The sequence below is a fragment of the Sphingobacterium sp. SGR-19 genome (genome assembly GCF_011043555.1).
In the GTDB taxonomy this organism is placed as follows: Bacteria; Bacteroidota; Bacteroidia; order Sphingobacteriales; family Sphingobacteriaceae; genus Sphingobacterium.
Map to the genome: position 1 here is coordinate 123,645 of NZ_JAAKGS010000009.1, position 23,157 is coordinate 146,801.

20 protein-coding genes are annotated in these 23,157 nt (G+C 40.6%); 14 read left to right on the top strand and 6 right to left on the bottom strand.

Features of this window, described 5'->3' with window-relative positions:
- Positions 1 to 21: 21 nt before the first annotated feature.
- Positions 22 to 1,353 (bottom strand): glycoside hydrolase family 28 protein, encoded by a 1,332-nt coding sequence (locus G5B43_RS15835; RefSeq protein ID WP_240904890.1) that lies wholly within the window; start codon positions 1,351 to 1,353, stop codon positions 22 to 24.
- Positions 1,354 to 1,407: 54 nt separating this feature from the next.
- Between G5B43_RS15835 and G5B43_RS15840 the strand changes: the two genes are divergently transcribed.
- The 6 genes from G5B43_RS15840 to rpmA all read left to right on the top strand — a co-directional run bounded on the left by G5B43_RS15840 (position 1,408) and on the right by rpmA (position 5,917).
- Positions 1,408 to 1,623 (top strand): hypothetical protein, encoded by a 216-nt coding sequence (locus tag G5B43_RS15840; RefSeq protein WP_165295779.1) that lies wholly within the window; start codon positions 1,408 to 1,410, stop codon positions 1,621 to 1,623.
- A gap of 178 nt (positions 1,624 to 1,801) precedes the next feature.
- Entirely contained in the window at positions 1,802 to 2,770 is a 969-nt protein-coding gene (locus tag G5B43_RS15845) for a YihY/virulence factor BrkB family protein (RefSeq protein WP_165295780.1), read from the top strand.
- A 40-nt stretch (positions 2,771 to 2,810) separates the two neighbouring features.
- Positions 2,811 to 3,101, top strand: coding sequence for a hypothetical protein (locus G5B43_RS15850; protein ID WP_165295781.1), 291 nt, complete (start codon positions 2,811 to 2,813; stop codon positions 3,099 to 3,101).
- A 105-nt stretch (positions 3,102 to 3,206) separates the two neighbouring features.
- Positions 3,207 to 5,117, top strand: a complete 1,911-nt coding sequence (locus tag G5B43_RS15855; RefSeq protein WP_165295782.1) for a class II glutamine amidotransferase — start codon at positions 3,207 to 3,209, stop codon at positions 5,115 to 5,117.
- A 141-nt stretch (positions 5,118 to 5,258) separates the two neighbouring features.
- Complete coding sequence (rplU, locus tag G5B43_RS15860) at positions 5,259 to 5,570, top strand: 50S ribosomal protein L21 (RefSeq protein ID WP_165295783.1); 312 nt, start codon at positions 5,259 to 5,261, stop codon at positions 5,568 to 5,570.
- Between the two features lie 80 nt (positions 5,571 to 5,650).
- Positions 5,651 to 5,917, top strand: a complete 267-nt coding sequence (gene rpmA / locus G5B43_RS15865) for a 50S ribosomal protein L27 (RefSeq protein WP_130139574.1) — start codon at positions 5,651 to 5,653, stop codon at positions 5,915 to 5,917.
- Positions 5,918 to 6,064: 147 nt separating this feature from the next.
- Here rpmA and queA read toward each other — a convergent pair whose 3' ends face one another.
- Positions 6,065 to 7,114 carry a tRNA preQ1(34) S-adenosylmethionine ribosyltransferase-isomerase QueA gene (gene queA / locus G5B43_RS15870; RefSeq protein WP_165295784.1) on the bottom strand — a complete coding sequence of 350 codons (1,050 nt, stop codon included), beginning with the start codon at positions 7,112 to 7,114 and terminating at the stop codon, positions 6,065 to 6,067.
- Positions 7,115 to 7,335: 221 nt separating this feature from the next.
- Here queA and G5B43_RS15875 point away from each other — a divergent pair, with 221 nt between their 5' ends.
- Positions 7,336 to 8,583, top strand: coding sequence for an ABC transporter permease (locus G5B43_RS15875; RefSeq protein WP_165295785.1), 1,248 nt, complete (start codon positions 7,336 to 7,338; stop codon positions 8,581 to 8,583).
- A gap of 7 nt (positions 8,584 to 8,590) precedes the next feature.
- Here G5B43_RS15875 and G5B43_RS15880 read toward each other — a convergent pair whose 3' ends face one another.
- From G5B43_RS15880 to G5B43_RS15895, 4 genes are read right to left on the bottom strand one after another with little or no spacing between them, the layout of a single operon-like run.
- Positions 8,591 to 9,568, bottom strand: a complete 978-nt coding sequence (locus G5B43_RS15880) for a helix-turn-helix transcriptional regulator (RefSeq protein WP_165295786.1) — start codon at positions 9,566 to 9,568, stop codon at positions 8,591 to 8,593.
- Entirely contained in the window at positions 9,552 to 10,385 is an 834-nt protein-coding gene (locus G5B43_RS15885) for a heme ABC transporter ATP-binding protein (protein ID WP_165295787.1), read from the bottom strand. Before G5B43_RS15885 ends, G5B43_RS15880 begins: the two co-directional genes overlap by 17 nt.
- Before the next feature lie 21 nt (positions 10,386 to 10,406).
- Complete coding sequence (locus G5B43_RS15890; RefSeq protein ID WP_165295788.1) at positions 10,407 to 11,441, bottom strand: FecCD family ABC transporter permease; 1,035 nt, start codon at positions 11,439 to 11,441, stop codon at positions 10,407 to 10,409.
- Positions 11,442 to 11,449: 8 nt separating this feature from the next.
- Entirely contained in the window at positions 11,450 to 12,307 is an 858-nt protein-coding gene (locus tag G5B43_RS15895; protein ID WP_165295789.1) for a hemin ABC transporter substrate-binding protein, read from the bottom strand.
- A 251-nt stretch (positions 12,308 to 12,558) separates the two neighbouring features.
- Here G5B43_RS15895 and G5B43_RS15900 point away from each other — a divergent pair, with 251 nt between their 5' ends.
- From G5B43_RS15900 to G5B43_RS15930, 7 genes are all read left to right on the top strand, one after another.
- Positions 12,559 to 14,934 carry a TonB-dependent receptor gene (locus G5B43_RS15900; protein WP_165295790.1) on the top strand — a complete coding sequence of 792 codons (2,376 nt, stop codon included), beginning with the start codon at positions 12,559 to 12,561 and terminating at the stop codon, positions 14,932 to 14,934.
- A gap of 31 nt (positions 14,935 to 14,965) precedes the next feature.
- Positions 14,966 to 15,721 (top strand): HmuY family protein, encoded by a 756-nt coding sequence (locus G5B43_RS15905; protein WP_165295791.1) that lies wholly within the window; start codon positions 14,966 to 14,968, stop codon positions 15,719 to 15,721.
- Between the two features lie 48 nt (positions 15,722 to 15,769).
- Positions 15,770 to 16,522 (top strand): HmuY family protein, encoded by a 753-nt coding sequence (locus tag G5B43_RS15910; RefSeq protein WP_165295792.1) that lies wholly within the window; start codon positions 15,770 to 15,772, stop codon positions 16,520 to 16,522.
- 146 nt (positions 16,523 to 16,668) lie between these two features.
- Entirely contained in the window at positions 16,669 to 17,229 is a 561-nt protein-coding gene (locus G5B43_RS15915; protein ID WP_165295793.1) for a biliverdin-producing heme oxygenase, read from the top strand.
- A gap of 123 nt (positions 17,230 to 17,352) precedes the next feature.
- Entirely contained in the window at positions 17,353 to 19,809 is a 2,457-nt protein-coding gene (locus G5B43_RS15920; RefSeq protein WP_165295794.1) for a glycoside hydrolase family 31 protein, read from the top strand.
- 19 nt (positions 19,810 to 19,828) lie between these two features.
- On the top strand, positions 19,829 to 21,733 hold the full coding sequence (gene glgB / locus G5B43_RS15925) for a 1,4-alpha-glucan branching protein GlgB (protein ID WP_165295795.1): 1,905 nt from the start codon (positions 19,829 to 19,831) through the stop codon (positions 21,731 to 21,733).
- A 1-nt stretch (position 21,734) separates the two neighbouring features.
- The gene (locus G5B43_RS15930; RefSeq protein ID WP_165295796.1) at positions 21,735 to 23,147 is read left to right on the top strand and encodes a glycogen synthase; all 1,413 of its coding nucleotides are present in this window, start codon (positions 21,735 to 21,737) and stop codon (positions 23,145 to 23,147) included.
- The last annotated feature ends 10 nt before the right edge of the window (positions 23,148 to 23,157 follow it).

Genomic DNA, 23,157 nt, shown 5'->3' on the forward strand with positions numbered 1-23,157 from the left:
GGCTAGTCTACGATAAACGCACTATTGCACATGGGATGGTACTTTGACCTCGTCTCCTATAATAAGATTATTAAATACAATGTTTTCGGCATTGGTGAAACTGACAGCTGTCTTGGCCGTATCTATCTGGATATTCGAAAAATGTATGTCGCTCACTTTTTTGGTTGGATAGCCTTGAATCACTAAGGCCGCGTTGTGCACTTTATTGCAACGCAGACCATCGACGAAGATATCCCGTATATCTGTTTCATGACCCGATCCTTCCCCGTGATAATAAGATGTAATGAAGAAACAGTCCTCTACCTCACCAAATTCGACGTTATTGACATAAATGTCACGGATAAAACCACCCCGGTCGGGGTTTGATTTCAGATAAATACCACGTTTGCAATATCCACCGAACGTGCAATCCTCTACAAAAACATTTTGTACTCCAGCGGACATTTCGCTTCCGATGACGACACCATGTAAACCCTTGAAGCGACAATTACGGATGATAATGTTTTCAGACGTAATTCCAGTTTTTCTACCTTCATAATCCCGGCCGGCTTTAATAGCCACATTGTCGTCGGCATTATTAAAATCAATATCTTCAATTAGTATATTCTTGGAATATTCCGGGTCGAATCCATCATTGTTTTTATTGAAGGCATCAAACTTCACCCTTCTGGCTATAATATTTTCCGATTTTAATAGATGAACACACCAAAATGGTGAGTTAGCTAACGTAACATCTTCTATCAAGATATTTTTACATTCGAAAAACTGGACGAGATGAGGTCTTAAATAATGCCCTGCTCCAAATACACGTTCTTTTATCGGTGTATCTTCGTGATTCATTTTTCGACTTAGCGTTTGACTTGGTTTTTGCTTTGCATGCCACGTGCTGAATGTGTCCTTTGCATTCCCGTCAATTATACCTTCTCCAATAATCGCGACATTCTCCGCTTGATAGGCATAAATAAAAGGACTGTAGTTATACAGAAATGTTCCCTCCCAACTGGTTAATACAACTGGTAGATAGTCGTCTGGATTTGAACCAAAAACTAATTTCGCTCCTTTTTGTAAGTCGAGCGTGACATTACTTGTTAAATGAATAGGGCCATTTACCAAATAGATCCCGGGTGAAACTACAATTCTTCCACCACCTAATGCTTTGCATTTTTCTAATGCCTTGTCAAAAGCGGGTTTATTATCGGTCAATGAATCACCTGATGCGGCGAAATCATTTAAGTTAATTATATTGGTGGATAAGGGAGGTGCCGTAATTGTTTTTAAAATTTGATCTCGCTTTTGTATTCTTGATTGATTTTCTTTTGCGTTATTATTACAGGAGGAAATTGTCAACATCATTATAGTGAAAAAAGAAAGGTTCCTAAACATAGGCTTTGGATTATTTGAACTGCCATGTCAAAAGTAACATTTCTTATCCGATTTACAGGCAAGTGGCATGAGGAATTAAAATTTGTGCTTTTGATTATACATTGTATTTATAAAAAATATAACCCCTCCCAAAAACAGAACCGCTCCTGCGATAATAATAACTGGGCCAAGTGGATCGTGGATGAAGATCCAAGCCAACCGCATGCACATACCGCCGATAAGGATAGCAAATCCCGCTAAGATCAGTTTTTTATTTCTTTTTAACGGATGTCCTTGTCGTTTCATGTTCTATACGAACAATATAGAAGATAAATTGTTGCAAGATTAGTGTTCAGTACGATGCGGTTTATGAAGTTTTCTAAACTTTTGGAAAGCCGAGTCGTTTATTAATTAAATGTAGATACTTAGTTTATAGCGTATGGCAAAGGATAAAGAAAATATTTTTAAATCCCACTTTACTATTTTAAAGAATACGGTATTGGGATTTACGAGTGAAGATAGTTTGAAGTACAGTGCTTCATTGGCGTATTATACCGTCTTTTCATTAGGGCCTATTTTGGTGTTGATGATTTCGCTTGCTGGAATTTTCTTAGGCGAAGAGGCTATCCAAGGAAAGGTTTTTGAAGAACTGCGTGGGTTCGTGGGAGCAAGTGCAGCTAGTCAGATTCAAGAGGTTATTAGGAATTTGTCGCTTTCTGGGAAATCAAATATAGCATTGATTATCAGTGCGGTAACATTGTTGCTGGGAGCAACGACAGTCTTTGGCGATATCCAGAACTCCATTAACAAAATTTGGCATGTACGTCCGAAGGTAAAAAAGGGTTGGCTTAAGATGCTTAAAGATAGACTGCTTTCTTCTTCGTTGGTTATTGGACTTGGTTTTCTATTGGTGGTTACGTTGATCATTAATGGAACTATTCTGGCATTTACGGATCGCTTACAGCGATTTTTTCCCGACGCTACGGTAATCTTGTTTAGTGGGCTTAATTTTTTCCTGTCATTTTGTGTCATTTTTGTTTTGTTCGCCGTGATTTTCAAAGTATTGCCGGATGTTAATATACAATGGCGTACCGTGAGATCTGGCGCACTGTTTACGGTGTTGCTTTTTGTGTTTGGGCGTTTCTTGATTGGTATTTATATTGAAAGCTCAGACACAGAATCCACATATGGAGCAGCTAGTTCGATAGTGCTGATTTTATTATGGGTTTACTATACGGCAGCTATCTTATATCTAGGGGCTATCTATACGCGGGAGTATGCTACATATAAAGGCGTACCGATAGAACCTTCAGAATTTGCGGTACATATAGAGGTAAAAGAAATCGAACGAGAAGTGAATGAGATCCCCCCAGCACCTTTAACCAATGAAGAAAAAAATGTTAAGTAAAAGATAAGTTATTGGTCAAAACGAATAAAATCATATCAATATGCAAGATTCAAGAAAACATAGATCCGAAGAAGAAGAGGATAAGGACCTTCCGGGATATCCTCATTATCCCGAAAATGAAGATATCTTTGAACAGGAAGAGCGGATTTTGAGTGATCGGGTAGGGCAGGAAGAAGAGGAAAGGGGACGCTCGTTAGACGAAGGGCTGGATGTGCCCGGATCCGAACTGGACGATGCCGAAGAGGAAATAGGCTCAGAAGACGAGGAAAATAACTATTATAGTCTGGGCGGGGACAATCACGAAGATCTGGAGCTGGGCGATGATTTTTAGATATCTGTATTTTTTGTCATTTGTTCAGGTTTGTTAGGATGTGAAGCATAAGAAGGAATAGTTTTTTTCTAAATAATTTTTACCTTTGCAGCATCAATTCAAGCTATGAGTGACGCAATAAAACATGAGTGCGGAATAGCACTTGTTCGATTACTAAAACCCCTGTCTTATTATCAAGAAAAATATGGTACGCCCTATTATGGCATCAATAAAATGTATCTTCTCATGGAGAAGCAGCATAATCGAGGCCAAGATGGAGCAGGTATAGCCACTATTAAATTTGATGTACAGCCTGGTCATCGCTATATTTCCCGGTATCGTGCGATGGGTTCATCTGCAGTAGCGGATATTTTTGAATACATACAGAAGAAATTCGCAGCGGTAAATAAGGCGTATCCGGTAGAGTCTAAAGATACTAAATGGCTCAAGCAACATGTAAGTTTTACGGGGGAAGTGCTATTAGGACATTTACGTTATGGAACTCATGGCAAAAACAGTATCGAAAGTTGTCACCCGTTCCTTCGCCAGAATAACTGGATGAGTCGGAATCTCGTCGTTGCGGGTAACTTCAACATGACGAATGTTGATGAACTGTTGCAACAGTTATACGAATTAGGTCAACATCCAAAAGAGCAAGCAGACACGGTTACGGTGTTGGAGAAAATCGGACACTTTCTGGATGATGAAAATCAGGAACTGTTCGATAAGTTCAAAGAAGAAGGACATTCTAATATTGAAATAAGTGCATTGATAGCCAAAAATATCGATGTCGCCAAAATACTGACCCGTTCGGCGAAGACTTGGGATGGCGGATATACTATTGCCGGAATTTTTGGACATGGAGATGCTTTCGTAATGCGTGACCCTGCAGGCATACGCCCGGCTTTTTATTATCAAGATGATGAAGTACTTGTTGTAACTTCTGAACGTCCGGTTATCCAAACGGCTTTTAATATACCATTGGAAGCGGTTAAAGAGATTAAACCGGGACATGCATTGATAGCTAAAAAAGATGGAACGATTACGGAAGAAATGTTCCGCCAGCCAGTAGAGCAGAAATCGTGTTCTTTTGAACGTATTTATTTCTCCAGAGGTTCGGATGCTGATATTTACAAAGAACGTAAGGAATTGGGTCGTCTATTGTGTCCACAAGTGTTGAGAGCAGTAGACAATGACATCAAGAATACGGTATTTTCGTTTATCCCAAATACAGCAGAAGTATCATATTACGGGATGATGGAGGGAATAAATACCTACGTACGAAACTATCAGAAAGACGTGTTGTTAAATCGTGCTGATAAGATTTCAGATCAAGAACTGGAAGAAATGATTAACATTACACCACGTTTCGAGAAGCTGAATGTTAAAGATGCCAAATTGCGTACATTTATTACACAGGATGCGGATCGTACGGATATGGTACAACACGTTTATGATACCACTTATGGTATTGTGCAGAATGATGTTGACACCATTGTAGCTATCGATGATTCCATTGTGCGCGGAACGACGCTGAAGCAAAGTATCTTGACGATTTTAGATAGATTGCATCCGAAAAAAATTGTTATTGTTTCCTCTGCTCCCCAAATTCGGTATCCGGATTGTTACGGTATCGATATGTCGAGAATGGGTGAATTCGTAGCGTTTGAGGCAGCAATAAATTTGTTGAAAAGCAGCGGAATGGCGCATATCATTGATGAAGTATATCAAAAATGTTTAGCTTCCTTAACAATGCCGAAAGATCAAGTAGAGAACTATGTGAAGGCTATTTACGAGCCATTTACGGATGAAGAAATCTCTGCAGAGATCGCCAGAATTATTCGTCCACATCATTTAGGAGCAGAATTGGAAGTTGTCTATCAAACATTAGACAATTTACATAATGCCTGTCCGAATCATTTAGGTGATTGGTACTTTTCGGGCGATTATCCGACACCGGGAGGAAACAAAGTGGTCAACAGAGCCTTTATGAATTGGGTAGAAGGTAAAAACGTACGGGCTTATTTTAGTAGCTAGTTCGAGAGTCGTGACTCATAATTTATGACTTTTATGAATTACCGATCACGAATCGCGATTTTTACTTTTTAATTTTAGCTTTTTAATTTGTTTTCATATCTTTGCAGCTTATTAAATATTAACAAATTATATTAAACAACAATGTACGCAATAGTAAATATAGCAGGACAGCAATTTAAGGTTGCAAAAGACCAGTATCTTTTTGTGCACCGTTTACAAGGAGATGAAGGCGCTAGTATTGAATTTGACAATGTATTGTTAGCGGAAGATGCCGGTAAATTCACGGTAGGTACGCCTTCTATCGAAGGAGCGAAAGTTTCAGCTACGATTTTGTCTCATTTAAAAGGTGATAAAGTTATCGTTTTCAAAAAGAAACGTCGTAAAGGCTACAAAAAGAAAAACGGTCACCGTCAGCAATTTACCAAAATTCAAATTACAGGTATTAGCCTGTAAAGGGCAAGTAAAGGCGATATCGCTTTTGGTTTAGAAAAAGAATTTTTAATCTGACTTTACGTCATAAATTAAGATAAAAAATGGCACACAAAAAAGGTGCGGGTAGTTCTAAGAACGGCCGTGAGTCACACAGTAAGAGATTAGGCGTTAAAATTTTTGGTGGTCAACAAGCTATCGCCGGTAACATTATCGTTCGTCAGCGTGGTACAAAACACAACCCAGATAAAAATGTTGGTATAGGTAAAGATCATACCTTGCATGCTTTAGTTGATGGTACCGTTGTTTTTCGCAAAAAAGCCGACAATAAATCTTATGTATCCGTAATTCCTGCTGAACAAGCAAACTAAGTTTTATTGTAATACCGAGAAATTGGAAAGCCGTTGAGTGTACACTCAACGGCTTTTTTGTGTTGGAACTTAAGCCTTTTCCAAGAAGACTAAAAAATAGAGACGTAATGTTATTACGTCTCCATGGTAAAAACAATATTATCGTGACTAGATAATCAACATCGCGTCACCATAAGAATAAAATCTATATTTTTCTTTCACGGCTACTTCATAAGCATTCATAATATTTTCGTATCCGCCAAATGCTGCAATCATCACTAGAAGAGTCGACTCTGGTGTATGGAAGTTTGTGATCATCGAATTTGCTATGCTAAAATCATAAGGCGGATAGATGAATTTACTCGTCCAATCGTTTGCTGCTTTAAGGTGCTTGTCTGCCGAAACAGATGATTCAATAGCACGCATAGATGTCGTTCCGACTGCACAGACACGCCTTTTTTCGTCGATACCCTTATTCACTGTGCGGGCAGCGTCCTCACTGATAATGAATTGTTCGGAGTCCATCTTGTGCTTGGTTAGATCTTCCACTTCTACGGTACGGAAAGTTCCCAGCCCTACATGTAGCGTCACTTCTGCAAATTCAACTCCTTTTAATTCCAGTCGTTTCATCAATTCACGTGAGAAATGGAGTCCCGCAGTAGGTGCAGCGACAGCTCCCTCGTTTTTGGCATAAATTGTTTGATAACGGAATTTATCTTCTGGTGTTGCCTTACGTTTTATATATTTTGGAAGCGGGGTTTCACCTAAAATTTCAATGTTACGGCGAAATTCTTCATCAGTACCGTCAAAAAGAAAACGAATGGTACGACCACGTGAAGTAGTATTGTCTACGACCTCAGCGACCAATAGATCTTCCTCACCAAAATATAACTTATTGCCTACGCGTATTTTACGTGCCGGGTCAACCAATACGTCCCACAAGCGTAGTTCTTTGTTTAATTCTCTTAACAAGAACACCTCAATCGTCGCTCCGGTTTTTTCCTTATTCCCATACATACGAGCAGGAAATACTTTGGTATTATTTAAAATCATGACGTCTTTGTCGTCGAAATAATCCAATACGTCCTTGAAAATTTTGTGTTCTATCTTTCCTGAATCACGATGTAAAACCATTAGACGTGATTCATCACGCTGTTCTGATGGTTCAGTTGCCAACAATGATTCCGGTAAATTGAATTTAAACTGTGATAATTTCATCTAATTACTTTTTTTTATCTATTGATGAGAGCTCTCCCGACAACGTCGGGATCGGTTTCATTTTCTACTTCGATATATTTTGTTCTGTTTGAAACCTTAACAATTCAGTTCGGTTTGGGTTTCAAAAATGCTTACAAAGTTAAGTATAATAAAACAAAAAAATGCATTTTTGTCCTGTATAACTTGTTTCACGAAAAAAATCTCTATTTTTATCAGCATATATGTTTTTGACCCTTACGCTTATCAAAGAAAGCTTTTTATTTGCGCTATCTGCTTTACGGGATAATCGCACTCGTACGCTATTGTCTTTGTTGGGTGTAACTATTGGAATCATGACGATTATTGGTGTCTTTTCTGCTGTGGACACCTTGAGAAATAACCTGGAGGAATCCGTTCGCAAAATAGGAAGCCGAACGCTATATGTGGAGAAGTGGCCGTGGGGAGGTGAAGGAGAATATCCTTGGTGGAAATATATTAATCGTCCGGAACCAAAATACGCAGATTTTGAATCAGTGAAAAATAGAATGACGACGGCAGAAGAAGTAGCCTATTCCATTAATATCCCTAATTCCACAGCAAAATATGGAAATAATTCAGCTTCGAACATCAACGTGACCGCCGTTACGCACGAAATGTATTCAATTAGGAATCTGGACGTAATTGATGGGCGTTATTTTACAGAGCAGGAGTCACGTGCTGGTAGTCATAGTGTTATTTTAGGAGCCACCATTGCAGAGGGGTTATTTCCCAATACCACTCCTGTTGGTAAATACATTACGTTGTTGGGACGGAAGATGCAGGTAATTGGTGTGTTGAAGAAGGAGGGCTCGGGTGTTCTTATCAATGTCTCCAATGACGAGGTTGCTTATATACCGTTCACATTGGCTCGTAATCTGGTGAATTACGAACACTATGGTCCCAGTATTGCGATTGAGGTTAAGCGACAATATTCATTAGACGAGGCCGAAAGTGAGCTCATTGGCATTATGCGATCTGCACGTCGTCTGCCTCCTCAACGTGAAGACAATTTCTCGGTTAATCAAACAACTCTTATTACTGCACAACTAGACCAGATGTTTGGTATTATTAACCTTGCTGGATTTTTCATTGGTATCTTTTCCATCCTCGTCGGAGGCTTTGGAATTGCGAACATTATGTTTGTAAGTGTAAAAGAGCGCACCAATCTTATTGGTATACAAAAAGCATTGGGTGCGAAGCAGTTTTTTATTTTATCCCAATTCTTGATAGAGAGTATTTTATTGTGCCTTATAGGTGGAGGAATCGGATTGCTGATTGTTTATGGTCTTGCGGCGTTGGTTGGTGTATTAGCTGGTGTAGCCATTGTGGTTAGTGTGAAGATGGTTATTCTGACCACCGTATTATCCACGCTTATTGGCTTAATTGCGGGTATAGTGCCCGCTATTCAGGCCGCGAAACTTGATCCTGTAGAAGCTATCCGAAGTAAATAGCCCGAACTTATCCTTTTCCGGTCTTTACTTCGCCGGGGGAAATACCATAATATTTCTTAAAAGCACTGCTGAAATTATTTTGATGTCCGTAGCCTGTTCGTATGGCAACTTCGTATACAGATATTTTTTCTTCCAGCAGCAAGACACGGGCTGTTTCCATGCGGATTCGCGTAAGATAATCGTGTACAGTTACGGAGAAATATTCCTTGAAATCCTTTCTTAACTTGCTCTCGCTCATAAAGACTTCCTGCGCTAATTCTTTTTGATTAGGCGGATTGGCCATACGTTGTTCGAGTATCTGCCGAGCCAGTTCTAACTTTTTAACATTGTCCTCATCATATAGTGATGAAGAACCCTTGTTATCGTTTTTTTCGTTATACTGTTCGAATTGATACATGAGGAGTTCCACAATACGTGACTCGGTATGTAATCTGCGAATCTCTCCCGTTTTTTTGGAATCTACTAGCTCTCTAATCGTTTGTTGCATTTCATACGTTGCCATTTGGTCTTCTTCAGCAAAAGAAGTATAATGACCTTTCTCGATTTGCTCAACGAAGTGTCTGTGTAACATAGAGTCTTTTTTTATTAGATTGAGATAATACTCCTTTGATATAACAGCAATAAAGTACGTATATTCTATGCCGGCTTTGACCTCATGACTGTTTTTTATGGTTGGTATATAACGAATATTGTGGCGGCTCATGCCGTATGGAAGCTTACTATTGGGTGTCTTGAAAAAGATAAATTGACTGGTGATAGCTTCTCCTTCGATTTCGGTGTAAATATGGGCAGGCTGATCCGCTTGCATATTCGTATATAGAATGAAAAGTCCACTGGTTGATAATTGGAAGTTGTTCATAACGATAGGACTCCGCACAATTTCTTCTCTTTTTTCCACGAGCGGCTTATCTGGCAAATATTGATCTGGAATTTCCTCTATAAAGAGCCATTCGTCTAATTCTATGATTTTACTTTTTATCAACATAAGCTTTAATCGTCTGAATATTAAAAAACTGGGGATCAACACGCATTTCTTTAAAAAGGATATGTGGCTTTAACGAATGGTTATCTATATTTATCAACGATTCGACGGAAAAAATGGTGTAAATGTTTTTACTGTTCAATACTTCATTCGGTGTACCATCCAACCATTTACGACCGTTTTTTAGCATGATAATGCGATCAGCATATAAGGATGCCATGTTAATGTCGTGCAAAATGACCAGTACCATAAAACCTAGACGGGATAAACTTTTCGCAATAGACAGAACCTTTTGTTGGTAATGTAAATCTAATGCAGATATAGGTTCGTCTAATAAGAGTAGCGCATCGGGGTTGTCCCATAATTGACTGAGTACACGGGCCAATTGTACACGCTGTTGTTCGCCGCCGGATAGGCTGAGGTACACGCGGTCGGCAAAATCAGTGATGCCGCAGATGGCCATCGTTTCCTCTACAATTTTCCAATCTCTTGTCGAAGGAGACGACTGGAAATGTGGATAACGCCCCATAATAACCAGTTCCTTTACTGTATAAGCCATGTTAATAGCGTGCTGTTGGCTTAGCATGGCGCGACTACGCGCCAACGTTTTACCGTCATATTTATCGATGCATTTATCGAGCAGCATTATACTGCCGGATGTTGGTTTTAACTCGCCGGAAATAAGTCGCATCAAGGTCGATTTCCCAGCTCCGTTTGCACCCAACAAGGCTACTACCTCTCCTTTACGTACCTGAAGGGATATATCCTTCAACACGCGATGACCTTTTATTTCATATGATAATTGTTCTATACGTAGCATCAAACTTAGCAATAGTTGTTATTATTTGTTTTCTTTTATTAAAATATAGAGAAAAACAGGTGTTCCGAGTAGTGCGGTAATGACTCCGATGGGTAATTCTATAGGCGCTACCAACGTGCGCGATAGTACGTCGGCCAGCGTCAATATCATTGCGCCGAGTAGCATAGACCCGATCAATACGTATCTATAATCTACACCGCCAAGTAACCTCACTGTATGTGGCACTAACAAACCAATAAAACCAATAATACCCGATACTGCAACAGAGGCACCGACAGCTAAAGTTGAAAACAGAACGACCCAGCGTTTTGTATAATCTGTGTTGATACCCAATAATGCGGCCTGGCCTTCTCCAAGGGCGAATGCATTGAGGGCTTTGCCAAAGAAGGGAAGGCAGGCCAATGGAAGTAAAATAAACGGAAATATGGCTCCGAGATTTTCCCATGTTGCCCCGCCTAAACTACCGAGCATCCAGAAAGTAATGGTCCGTAATTGCTGTTCGGTAGCCATATAGGTCGTCAACCCAGTCAGCGCGCCCGCTAATGCATTGATGGCAATTCCTGCCAAAAGCATCGTGGTGATATTCGGATGTCCGTTTTTTTTCGATATCTGGTAAACCGCAAATGCTGTTAAACCAGCACCTGCAAAGGCACCAAAAGCCAGAAGATAATATCCTAATAGCTCAGAGAGGCTTACAAAGAGTAGCGTTTCGAAAGCAATGATCAATACGGCAAAGAGTGATGCACCAGCCGATATGCCGATGAGTCCGGGTTCAGCTAGCGGATTGCGGAAGATCCCCTGGATCGCTGCACCGGATATGCCCAAGGCAGCGCCCACTAACATGCCTAATAGTACGCGTGGCATACGTATAGCAAAAAGTACATCTGCAAACATCTCGTCAGCGGTCGTGTTTTGTGATAACCCGATCTTGTTTGCCAATGCGATAAATACTTCTTTGGTCGGGATATTGAATGCCCCTAACCCCAAGGATATGATTGCCGTTAATGCCATGATAACTAGAATAGTCACGAGTATAATGCGCTGTTTAAGGATCATTTCGTCTGTTATTTGTACACGGCTTTTATGGCAGAATTAAGTTCTCGTATAGCTTCCGGTAACCTGTTGGAGAAATTGATGAGCAACGGGCCGTTGATTTGGATTATTCTTTTATTTTTTCCTGCACTGGTTAGACGTACACCAGGTAATTTGAGCATAGCTTCTTTCCCCCCAAGGCTGCTGAGACCGAAATCAAACATCAGTATGATATCAGGGTTTGCACTGACCAACGCCTCTGTCGTATAGGGTTTAAAATCAGCAAATTCTTGTATTGCATTTTGAGCTCCTGCCAATTTTATAATTTCGTCTATGCTACTGCCTTTTCCCGCTACACTCATGGTTCCGGTTCCTCTGGCATAAATGAAAAGTACCTTTGGTGTTTTTGTAAAAGGTTGTTTCTTCATGGACAATTCAACTTCTTGAAGTGCTTTTTGTGTCGTGCCTACCAGTTCTTTTCCGCGATCTGTCTCACCTAATGCATCGGCAACATTCTGGATAAAATTTAAAGCACCTTTAAGTGAATATTGCTGGCGGATAGCAACGAACTTAACGCCTGCGGTTTCCAATTGTTGTACAACAGTACGGGGTGTTTCACCCTCAATCGCCAACACAATATCAGGTTTAAAACGGATCAAACCTTCAGATGATACTGACCTGTTTTTGCTAACTTTTGGTAATTTTTTTGCCATAGCCGGCGATTCGCTTGTCACGTCCGTAGCGACAATCGAACAACCGAAACCTAAAGCAAACACTGTTTCTGTCAACGCGCTATTTAAAGTAATGATACGTTTTGGGGCTGCTTCCACAAAAAGTAGCGTAGTAAGCAGAAATAGGGTGAGACTATATTTTTTTAAGATAAGTTCCATAAATTTTTTGTTTTTGTGATACAAATCAAAACAATAATTAGTCTAAATACAAGTAATTACTAAACTTCTTTTGGAATTTTAATTACTGTTTTTGCATGATAAATATCTGATAAATAGATAGTTGTTTTAATTTTTATTGTATAGGTGTTTTTAGTTATGTCGATTTTCATATATAATTTGACGGAAATCATATAGACTTTTCGCTTTCATTTATGTTCTTTTGTAATTGTTATTTAGAATAATTAAAAATAATGGTTGGTCGATTAGAGATCTTTAAACAGTGTCTTTTTTTTATATTGTTGCTCCCGTTAGGTGTTGTCTCACAAGAGAAATATAGAATAGACGGAAAAGTCAGGTTAACAGATTTAAAGGAAACTTCAGATCAGATATTATTAACATTATGGCCCGACCAGCACGTCCTAAACACAGATAAATCCGGACGATTTCGCTTTACAGAACTGTACGAAGGGACATATAGATTACGTGTAGAGCACGTTGGGTATGCTTCACAAGAACTCGAGGTCGTATTGGAAGGTAAAGATGTGGATTTGGAAATCGAATTGGAGCTTGAAAGTTATGCAATAGAAGGAGTGGAAGTGAGAGGTAAACAGACAGCGGTGGACAATTTGGTAAAGGCAGAAAATGCAGCTATGCCCGTTACGGTCATTACACGTAGAGAAATTGAACTCATGGGAAGCAGGCGATTGGATGAGATCATGAAAGAACAGACGGGCGTTGCCGTGGTCAACGATATTGCGAGTGGATCGCGTGCTATTGGTGTCCAGGTACAAGGTTTTAGCAGTAATTATGTAATGGTATTGATCGATGGACAACCTATGTTGGGTCGGAATAACGGAAACTTTGATTTGTCTCGTATCTCGGTTACAAACGTGGAACGTATTGAAATGATAAAAGGAGCTTCTTCTTGTTTATATGGGAGTGATGCACTGGGGGGAGCAATCAATATCATTACGCGTTATGGAGCAATTACTCCGCAAGCACACGCTTCTTTGCTATATGGCAGTTTAAACACAGTTGATGCTACGGTCGAAGCGGAGACCCCTTTTGCAAATCAACGGGGTTCCGTTGTAATGTCGGGTAATTATTACAAGACCGATGGTTTCAATACAGATTCGAGATATATGATCGGAGGAACAACCATACCACCTTATAGTAATTATAGTTTTCAAGGACGGGCGCGATATCGATTATCCAGAGATGGTACATTGGGTATAACTACGCGATATACCGAAGGGAACTCTGAAATGGTTAATATGTGGTCTGATGAATGGGTTAACGAAGATAAACAAACGGATCGCGACCTAAATCTCTCCGCCAGCTACGACTATAACTTCGCCAATGGTGTACGGAGTATGAGCCGTTATTATTTTACCCGATACGAAAATGAAATGCAAACTAACTGGATCAGCCAAAACGCGTTAATCGGAGCAGAAAAGTTTGGGCAGCAAATACATCGATTGGAACAACAGTTTGCTTATGCACCAATTGGTAGTATTCAATTGACTGGAGGAATAGGTGGGAGTTTGGAACTGATGGATAATAAAGACTTAGGTCAGGAAAGAAATTTAAATACGGCATTTGCTTATCTGCAGACTGAATGGCAACCTTTAACAAGACTGCGAGCAACGACGGGGTTGAGATATGATCACACGAATGTCTATCGGGGGCGTGTGAGTCCGAGTCTGGGGCTGCAATATAATTTATCTGAAGAATGGCTGATGAAAGCGGGTGTTGGAGCTGGTTTCAAGGCTCCGGATTACAAGATGCGCTATCAAGTTTTTTATAATCCGGCTGCAAATTATATGGTTGTCGGGACCGATCAAGTGCGAGACGTGATGGAAGCGTTAGATAGAAATGGTGAATTGAGCTTTCATAATTCCTACATGCTTAATTTGACTGCAGGTAATCTGAAAGCAGAAAATAGCCTGTCGAGTAACGTCGGTTTCATCTGGAATCCAAATAGCGGTCTACGTGCGGAAGCTTCTGTTTTTTATCATCGTATCGCTAATCAGATCAATGCGGTAGCGGTAGGGAATGGAACGACTGTGGGACAAATTTTTACATATCGCAATCTGCCTCGTGCGGCCAATAAAGGCTTTGAATTATCTCTAGGTTATCGCCCCTTGGAAAATCTGAACTTATCTGTAGGCTACCAATACCTGATTGCAAAGGATTTATCGGTATTGGATAGTATTCGTGCTGGTAACTATCCATACAACCAAATGATCAACAATTCAATAACCGGAGAATCCCGCCCCGTAACAATAGGAGATTATTGGGGAATTGAAGATCGCTCGCGCCACATGGTCAATTTAAAAGCCACGTATGAATATCAACCCTGGAACATGACATTTAATCTGCGAGCAAATATTCGCGGCCGCTATCCTTTCCAGGAAATTAACGGGAATCAGTTTATTGACGAATACGATGCCTTTGTACCAGACCATACCCTGCTAAACTTAACGATGGAGAAAAAGCTGTGGAAGAACAAGCTGACTCTTCGTCTTATAGCAGACAATCTATTGGGATTCACACACCGGTATATGCCGGGACAACCGGGTAGGGTTATATTAGGTGGCGTGAGTTATCGGTGGTTTAAAGAATAACCGTTTTTAAAAAAAATAAAATAAATACATCATGATGAAGACAAGAGATATGATTATCAGTGAATTAAAACCCATTATTGCATTGGGGGAATTGGGTAGTTGTCTGTTCTGTATCATCATATTACTTGCAATGCAAGCCTGTGGAAAGGATGACGATGCCGCCCCACCGTTAGAGGATGGTCGCAGTATAGTGATTTATGATCTACCAGGAGATACAGAGGCCTCTATGGGAGAAGGTGTCGATGGAAAAGAACAGCGAGATGCCTATACATTTCTATTCCGGTTTCGTGACCAAAGACAAATATGGATCAAGACGAAAGAAGATTCCTTGAAGTGGTTGAAAACATTAGATTGGGATATTGCTTTCACAAGAGAGTACAATTCTGAGGTGCACATCAATAACGCACAGCATATACGAAGTCCCGGGTTTGAAGGCCCTGCAACGAATACGGCGGTTATGATGATTAATCAACCCTATGATGGGGTAACCACTGCACCGAGTGACGGGGAATTTGATAAAAGTGATATCGACCGTATAGGGTGGGCTTTTTCCGAATCCTCCAGTGGCTGGTTTCGCTATAGTTTAGACACCCACCTGATGCAACCTTTGCCCAACCGTACCTATGTTATTCGATTACCTAACGGTAAATATGCAAAACTACAGTTGATTAATGCATACAAGGGAAATCCACCTGTCGTCACGAATATGAACTGGCCAGCTCCTTATTTTACCTTCCGGTATTATGTGCAGGAAGATGGTAGTAAAAATTTAAAAACAAGCGAATAATTTACGGCTATAAAAGCCACATTTTGATAACTTTTTAACTATTTTATAATGAACAAACTATTTAGAATTGTTGCACTAGCATGTGCAATTAGCGTAGGACTTACTGCCTGTGAGAAAAACAGCGATCCTATAAATGATGAAGAGGATAATGGAAATTATTACAAACTTATCCGTGTCGAAAATCTACCTATAGCCCCAACGGGTGAGGGATCTGAGCCGAATGAGTCTGGCGTTTATTTTTACAGCCTATCGGAAAACAGATCGATACCGCAGGACTCCGTTAATTCTGCCAAGTGGGATTTGGCGTTTGGAGGTATGTTTACGAGCTTCTTATCGGGTAATAATGGAACGGATGAAGGAAATCATGGTGTAGGAAGCAATGCAGTTGGAGGGATTGACATCGTAGAAAAGGAGTTTAATGACGTTGAACAACTCCCTTCGGGTATTGAATTCAAAACAGGTAAAGATGTGATAGGTACGGATGATCAAGGTTTCTTTGGTGCAGGAATGGGTTGGTATCTGTATGACTTTAATGGAACGCTGGTACGTGAGGGAGCAGAAGAAGATAAACATGTGGCCTATGCGTTGGCGGAGCCTATTACCAAAAAAGATGGATCGGTTATCCAACCGCGTACAGTTATTTTGAAAACCGCCAATGGAGATTATGCAAAAATTAAAATGATTTCTTGTTACAAAGACTTGTTCAAACAGGAACAATGGAAAAAAGGTGAACCGATTATGTATGCCACATTTGAATATGTATTGATTCCAGGAGATCGTAATACCTTCGAGATTCGATAGGATCATAAATGGGGTTGGCAATCGGGCATTGAAAGGTTGGTAATCTTGAAATATCGGTTTGCAGACATAAAACGTCAGATTTCAGCATCCAATAAAGGGAATTTATACTAATCTTTGTATAGAAACAGTTTATAATAGAAAAGAATATGTTAAATCAAAATATCAAAGAAAACACAAAAGAGGCACACCAAACCTTAGAGGGGGTGGTGGTGAGACAACTTAAAGCCGTTCGATCTGATGCGGATTATGCAGAAGTACTTAAGAATTTTTACGCTTATTTCAATGCCGTAGAAAAAGCCATCGCTCCATTTATCACATCAGACGTGTTGCCCGATTATGCCGAACGACGTAATTCATCCTATATTAAAGCCGATATAGAAGAGCTTGGTGGAAATATAAACGATTTGCCTACGACGACAGCGCCGGCAGTAAGCAATACATTGGAGGCGTTGAGTGCATTGTACGTATTGGAAGGTTCTATTATGGGCGGTCCATATATTGTACAAATGTTGAATAAATACGGTGTAATGAAAGGAACGTCTTTCTTTTCCGGCTATGGAGAAAATACTGGTAAAATGTGGAGCACATTTGTTGATGTATTGAATAAGCACGGTGAAGGCCCCGATAGCCAAAAGCGAGCTATTGAAGTTGCCAACGAGACCTTTGCCCGATTTGGAGACGTGTTTAGAAGCGTAACGGCTGAATAGCGCTAACGTTCAAAAAAGTAAATCCTCGCCATATCTTGGCGAGGATTTTTTTTCTTTTTCTAAAAATTATCGTACTTTAATAGCAACGTAAATCAATTTAAAGTTAAACAAAGAGAAAAGAATATGGCTGAATCCCCTAAAAAAGAAGAGATTGCTACGGATATATTAGAGGGGGAGACCCTGGATAACATCCATCACGTCAACAATCCCGTGCTTGACGTGCCCGCAGTAGAAAAAAAGTATTTGAACAAGATTCTTTCGTATGTCAAGCAAGGGAATGTATTTGTCTTTACAGATGGGAAAGCCAGTGTAGAAGTGAAAGTGTTTTCCGATGAAATCATTCGGGTGCGTTTAGCACCTAGAAGTTTATTTCTTGATGATTTCTCTTATGCTATTAAGCGAGATTTGGACTTGCATCCTACTTCTTTCTCCATTTTGGAAATAGATGACGCTTTTCTCATCAAAACCAGTGTCTTGGTTTGTCGAATACAAAAAGAAAATTTTCTTGTTTCGTTTGAGAGTTTGGACGGCAAAGTTATGAATGCTGATCAGCAACCTATGCATTGGGAAGAGAATCCGGATTTCGGAGGTTACTATGTATATTGTACGAAACATGCGTCTGAAGACGAGGCGTTCTTTGGTTTAGGCGATAAGTCCGCCAACCTAAATTTGCGTGGTCGAAGATATCAAAACTGGAATTCGGATACCTATGGTTTTGGGTTCAATCAAGATCCATTATATAAGACCATTCCGTTTTATATCGGTGTAACAGATGGAGATGCCTATGGTATTTTTTTCGACAATACGTTTAGAACGTATTTTGACTTTGCTGCCGAACAGAACGATCAAACAAGTTATTGGTCAGAGGGTGGAGAATTGCAATATTACTACATTCATGGGCCTCAAATGATGGACGTTGTAAAACGTTATCATGAACTGACCGGTACACATTATATGCCTCCTTTATGGGCAGTCGGGTACCATCAATGTCGGTGGAGCTATTATCCCGAAGTCAACGTCCGGGAAGTTGCCAGCCAGTTCCGTAAGCGCCAGATACCATGTGACGCCATTTATCTAGACATCGATTATATGGATGGTTATCGTTGTTTCACCTGGAATAAACGCTATTTCCCCGATCCTCGAAAAATGATTTCAGACTTAGCAGCGGATGGTTTTAGAACCGTTGTGATGATCGATCCCGGGATTAAGGTGGACGAAGATTATTGGGTATTTAACGAAGGGAAAGAAAATAAATATTTCTGTCGCCGTGGAGACGATTACTTTATGGAAGGGTACGTATGGCCGGGACGTTGTCAATTTCCAGAATTTACGAACCCTAAAGTACGGGAATGGTGGGGCACTTTATATAGAGGTTTAGTAGAAGACGGTGTTGCCGGTGTATGGAATGATATGAATGAGCCTGCGGTTTTCGGACGAGGAACATTTCCTGACGACGTGCGGCATTTCTATGAAGGGTTTCGTGGATCCCATCGGAAGGCGCATAATGTATATGGTATGCAGATGGTCAGGTCCACGTATGATGGATTGAAAAAACTCCAAAAAAATAAACGTCCCTTTACGATCACTCGTGCAGCCTACGCCGGAACACAACGCTATTCGTCTGTATGGACAGGAGATAATATTGCCACTTGGGAACATTTAAAGATTGGTATACTTCAATTACAACGCTTATCCATTTCTGGTCTTTCATTCTGCGGTACGGATATCGGTGGCTTTACCGGAGAGCCGGACGGCGAACTTTATACTCGTTGGATGCAATTCGGTGTATTCTCTCCGTTTATGCGCGTCCATTCTGCAGGGGATACACGTGATCGAGAGCCTTGGAGCTTTGGTCCAGAATGGGAAGCTATCTGTAAAAAATTTATCGAACTTCGTTATAAATTACTGCCTTATATATATTCGGTATTTTGGAGGCAACATAAGTATAGGGAACCGATTTTGCGTCCTATTTCACTACTGGAACAGCACAAACCGGAAAATCTGCAACGGGAAGAGGAATTTGCCTTTGGCCACAATATCCTTGTTTCGCCTGTGATCCACCCCGGCCAACAGTCAAAAATCGTGTACCTACCGGAAGGTAATTGGTATTATTACTTTGATAATACGCTGCTTGAAGGCGGACAAGAACATGATGTGGAAACGCCATTGGACGAAATGCCCATCTTTATTCGTGGGGGAAGTGTTATTCCCGAATTTCCAGTGATGCAATACACCATGGAAAAAAATATAGATGCGCTAAAGCTAAATATTTATTGGGGACAAGGACGATATGAATCTCACGTCTATACAGACCATGGTGAAACTTTTGCTTATGAGCAAAGTGTGTACAACGAAAAATATTTTATTGTGGAAGGGGAACAAAACGGCTTAACTGTTGTTCAACACTTGGAAGGGCTGTATCATGAACGTTTTGATAGTTATAAGATTTACTTTATTGGACTCCCCTTTGCTGTTAATCATATAGAAGTAGATGGAGACGTACTGAACATGTTAGTAGATGAAGAAGGCAAACATTATATCACGGTTGAAAAAGAATTTCGACGGTTAACCATTTCATAAATTATAAACAACTTAGATTATGGGGCAGGCAATAGAGGTCTATTCGTTATTGACGGATTTCGATATTAATTTATTTCGTGCCGGTAGGCATTTTAAGCTGTACGAAAAATTAGGTTCGCATACCGTAACACACAAGGGAAAAGAAGGCGTACACTTTGCAGTCTGGGCTCCAAATGCGGCATCAGTTTCCGTAACAGGTAATTTCAACGGATGGAATCCCCATAGTCATCAATTGCATGTCCGTTGGGACAGCAGTGGTATCTGGGAAGGCTTCATTGAAGGACTGGAGCTAGGGGAGGTATACAAGTATCATATTCATTCGAATAGCGGAGAACGTCTTGAAAAGGCAGATCCATTCGCATTGGTGAACGAACAACCGCCTCACACCGCTTCTGTTGTAGGAACAACGTGGTACCAATGGAATGACCAGTCATGGATGAGACAAAGACAAGCGTATAATGCACTTGACAAACCATTTGCCGTATACGAAATGCATATTGGTTCTTGGTCACGCGATCCGTCTGACCCGGAACGTTTTCTGAGTTATCGCGAAATTGCTGATAGATTGGTGCCTTATCTTAAGGAGATGGGATTTACGCACGTTGAATTTATGCCCGTGATGGAACACCCATTTTACCCCTCTTGGGGATACCAAATTACAGGCTATTTTGCGGCATCCTCTCGTTATGGAAGTCCGCAGGATTTAATGCACCTCATCGAAAGCTTACATAAAAATAATATTGGTGTTATCCTAGATTGGGTGCCATCTCATTTCCCGGGAGATGCCCATGGCTTGTATAAGTTTGACGGTTCACACCTCTTCGAACATGAGGATCCACGCAAGGGATTCCATCCCGATTGGAAGTCGTATATCTTTAATTATGGAAGAAATGAAGTTCGTTCTTTCTTAATTTCGAATGCTTTTTTCTGGTTGGATAGATATCATATAGATGGCTTGCGGGTAGATGCGGTGGCCTCTATGCTCTATCTTGATTACTCCCGCAATGAGGGGGAATGGATACCGAACGAACATGGTGGACGCGAAAACCTAGAAGCTGTACATTTCTTAAAGGAATTTAACGAAGCCGTGTATGCTCATTTTCCCAATGTACAGACGATTGCAGAGGAGTCCACTTCATGGCCGAGTGTGAGCAGACCAATATTTGCGAATGGTCTGGGCTTCGGTATGAAATGGATGATGGGTTGGATGCACGATACGTTGAGCTATTTCAAGGAAGACCCCATTAATCGTCGGTATCATCATGATAAGATAACCTTTGGGACGGTATACGGTTTCCACGAGAACTTTATGCTGCCTTTATCACATGATGAAGTGGTGCACGGAAAGCAGTCTCTTATTTATAAGATGCCGGGTGATGAATGGCAGAAGTTTGCCAACTTGCGTGCGCTATATCTTTATATGTATACGTTTGTGGGAACGAAGCTCTTGTTTATGGGAGGGGAGTTTGGTCAAACCTCCGAATGGAATGTTAATCAATCTCTTGATTGGCATCTCACGCAGTTTGAACCACATCGCGGCATACAGCAATTTGTGAAGGACCTTAATATGTTGTATCGGGGGCAGCCTGCTCTGTATGAGCGAGCGTTTAGCCCCGAAGGCTTTCAATGGATAGAACTTGGCGATAATGAAAATAGTGTATTTGCCTATCTACGTCGCGGAAGTACCTTATCTGATGATGTGTTGGTTGTTCTGAATATGACACCAGTCGTGCGAGACTACCGCGTAGGCGTTCCTACAGCAGGTGTTTGGGAAGTAATTCTCAATTCGGATGATGTATCGTATTATGGAAGCGGAGTCCATCAGCATGCTGCTCCTTCCGAAGAAGTGGAATGGATGGGTTACAGGCAATCGATAAAGCTTAAATTACCGCCTTTAGGCGGACTAATCCTTAAACAAGTTTAATATGCACGTAATACATTTAAGTGTGGAATGTTTTCCGTTGGCGAAAGTAGGCGGATTGGCTGATGTAGTAGGTGCATTGCCAAGATATCAGCGTAAACTCGGTATCGATGCATGGGTGATATGTCCATACTACGATAGGCCTTTTACACGTGACAACGACTTTTCATCAATTGCGAAAGGCTCTTTTTTTCAGGGATCGGAAGAACTACACTATGAGGTGTTGAAGGAAACCGAGGATAGTCTAGGCTTCCCCCTTTACCTAATTCGCATACCCGGTAAATTGGATAGACAGGAAGTATATTGTTATCCGGACGAAGCAGAACAATGGATAGCTTTTCAACATGCATGTTTAGATTGGCTTAAAAACAGTGAGATTAAACCCGATGTTATCAACTGCCACGATCATCATGTAGGGTTAATCCCATTCTTGATGAAGCATGCTGATGACTTTAAAGAATTTGAAAAGGTGAAAACTGTATTTACCGTGCATAACGGTCAATATCAAGGCTGGATGAATTGGAATAAGGGAATTCTGTTGCCCGCATTTGATACGTGGAAATGGGGGTTATTAGATTGGGACGGACTCATCAATCCACTAGCGGCAGCTGTCAAGTGTTGTGATGCTTTTACGACCGTTAGTGAGGGGTATCTTCAAGAGCTTTACGGACAGGCAAATGGATTGGAAAGCTTATTCTTTTCGGAAGCAGCAAAAGGTTATGGTATTGTCAACGGCATCGATGATGCATATTGGAATCCGGTAGAGGATAAACTGATACCCGTTAACTATGATATTGAGTCCAGCAAAAAAGGTAAAGCGAAAAATAAGAAAGCGTTTTGTGAAAAATATGGTCTGGATGAAACGTTGCCCCTTTTAACGTATATCGGACGTTTTGCTGCCGAGAAAGGAGCAGATTTATTACCAGAAATTGTTGTAAATATTTTTTCGCATAATGAAAATAAAATAAGTATATTTATACTAGGCTCAGGCGATACCAAGATTCAAGCTAGTTTACAGGCTTTATTAGCGGCATATCCGGGTCGTTTAGAGACGTTCTTCGGTTATAACGAAACATTAGCACATGAAGTGTATGCAGCAGCAGACATGATTTTGATGCCATCCCGAGTGGAACCTTGTGGATTAAACCAGTTGTATGCAATGAAATACGGCACTATTCCGATAGTTCGCGGGATAGGAGGGTTAAAAGATACCGTGCGGGATGTAAATGAGAAGAATGGTTACGGTTTTGTCTTCCCAGATGCTACTTCCGAAGACGCTGTTTCAACAATCGGACGCGCCTTAGATTATATCGGACAGCGAGGGAAAATGCAACGGATTCGAAGAAAGGAAATGGAGTTGGATTTTTCTTGGGATAAATCTGCTCAACAGTATATCAATTTGTATAACCGGTTATAAATTTAATGGT

Coding starts and splice junctions, on each gene's coding strand:
- G5B43_RS15920 (WP_165295794.1), top strand. CDS start 17,353: ATGGCTGAATCCCCTAAAAAAGAAGAGATTGCTACGGATATATTAGAG.
- G5B43_RS15910 (WP_165295792.1), top strand. CDS start 15,770: ATGAACAAACTATTTAGAATTGTTGCACTAGCATGTGCAATTAGCGTA.
- G5B43_RS15875 (WP_165295785.1), top strand. CDS start 7,336: ATGTTTTTGACCCTTACGCTTATCAAAGAAAGCTTTTTATTTGCGCTA.
- rpmA (WP_130139574.1), top strand. CDS start 5,651: ATGGCACACAAAAAAGGTGCGGGTAGTTCTAAGAACGGCCGTGAGTCA.
- G5B43_RS15915 (WP_165295793.1), top strand. CDS start 16,669: ATGTTAAATCAAAATATCAAAGAAAACACAAAAGAGGCACACCAAACC.
- G5B43_RS15845 (WP_165295780.1), top strand. CDS start 1,802: ATGGCAAAGGATAAAGAAAATATTTTTAAATCCCACTTTACTATTTTA.
- G5B43_RS15840 (WP_165295779.1), top strand. CDS start 1,408: ATGTCAAAAGTAACATTTCTTATCCGATTTACAGGCAAGTGGCATGAG.
- G5B43_RS15880 (WP_165295786.1), bottom strand. CDS start 9,568: ATGTTGATAAAAAGTAAAATCATAGAATTAGACGAATGGCTCTTTATA.
- G5B43_RS15850 (WP_165295781.1), top strand. CDS start 2,811: ATGCAAGATTCAAGAAAACATAGATCCGAAGAAGAAGAGGATAAGGAC.
- G5B43_RS15855 (WP_165295782.1), top strand. CDS start 3,207: ATGAGTGACGCAATAAAACATGAGTGCGGAATAGCACTTGTTCGATTA.
- G5B43_RS15895 (WP_165295789.1), bottom strand. CDS start 12,307: ATGGAACTTATCTTAAAAAAATATAGTCTCACCCTATTTCTGCTTACT.
- G5B43_RS15835 (WP_240904890.1), bottom strand. CDS start 1,353: ATGATGTTGACAATTTCCTCCTGTAATAATAACGCAAAAGAAAATCAA.
- rplU (WP_165295783.1), top strand. CDS start 5,259: ATGTACGCAATAGTAAATATAGCAGGACAGCAATTTAAGGTTGCAAAA.
- G5B43_RS15890 (WP_165295788.1), bottom strand. CDS start 11,441: ATGATCCTTAAACAGCGCATTATACTCGTGACTATTCTAGTTATCATG.
- G5B43_RS15900 (WP_165295790.1), top strand. CDS start 12,559: ATGGTTGGTCGATTAGAGATCTTTAAACAGTGTCTTTTTTTTATATTG.
- G5B43_RS15930 (WP_165295796.1), top strand. CDS start 21,735: ATGCACGTAATACATTTAAGTGTGGAATGTTTTCCGTTGGCGAAAGTA.
- queA (WP_165295784.1), bottom strand. CDS start 7,114: ATGAAATTATCACAGTTTAAATTCAATTTACCGGAATCATTGTTGGCA.
- G5B43_RS15885 (WP_165295787.1), bottom strand. CDS start 10,385: ATGCTACGTATAGAACAATTATCATATGAAATAAAAGGTCATCGCGTG.
- glgB (WP_165295795.1), top strand. CDS start 19,829: ATGGGGCAGGCAATAGAGGTCTATTCGTTATTGACGGATTTCGATATT.
- G5B43_RS15905 (WP_165295791.1), top strand. CDS start 14,966: ATGATGAAGACAAGAGATATGATTATCAGTGAATTAAAACCCATTATT.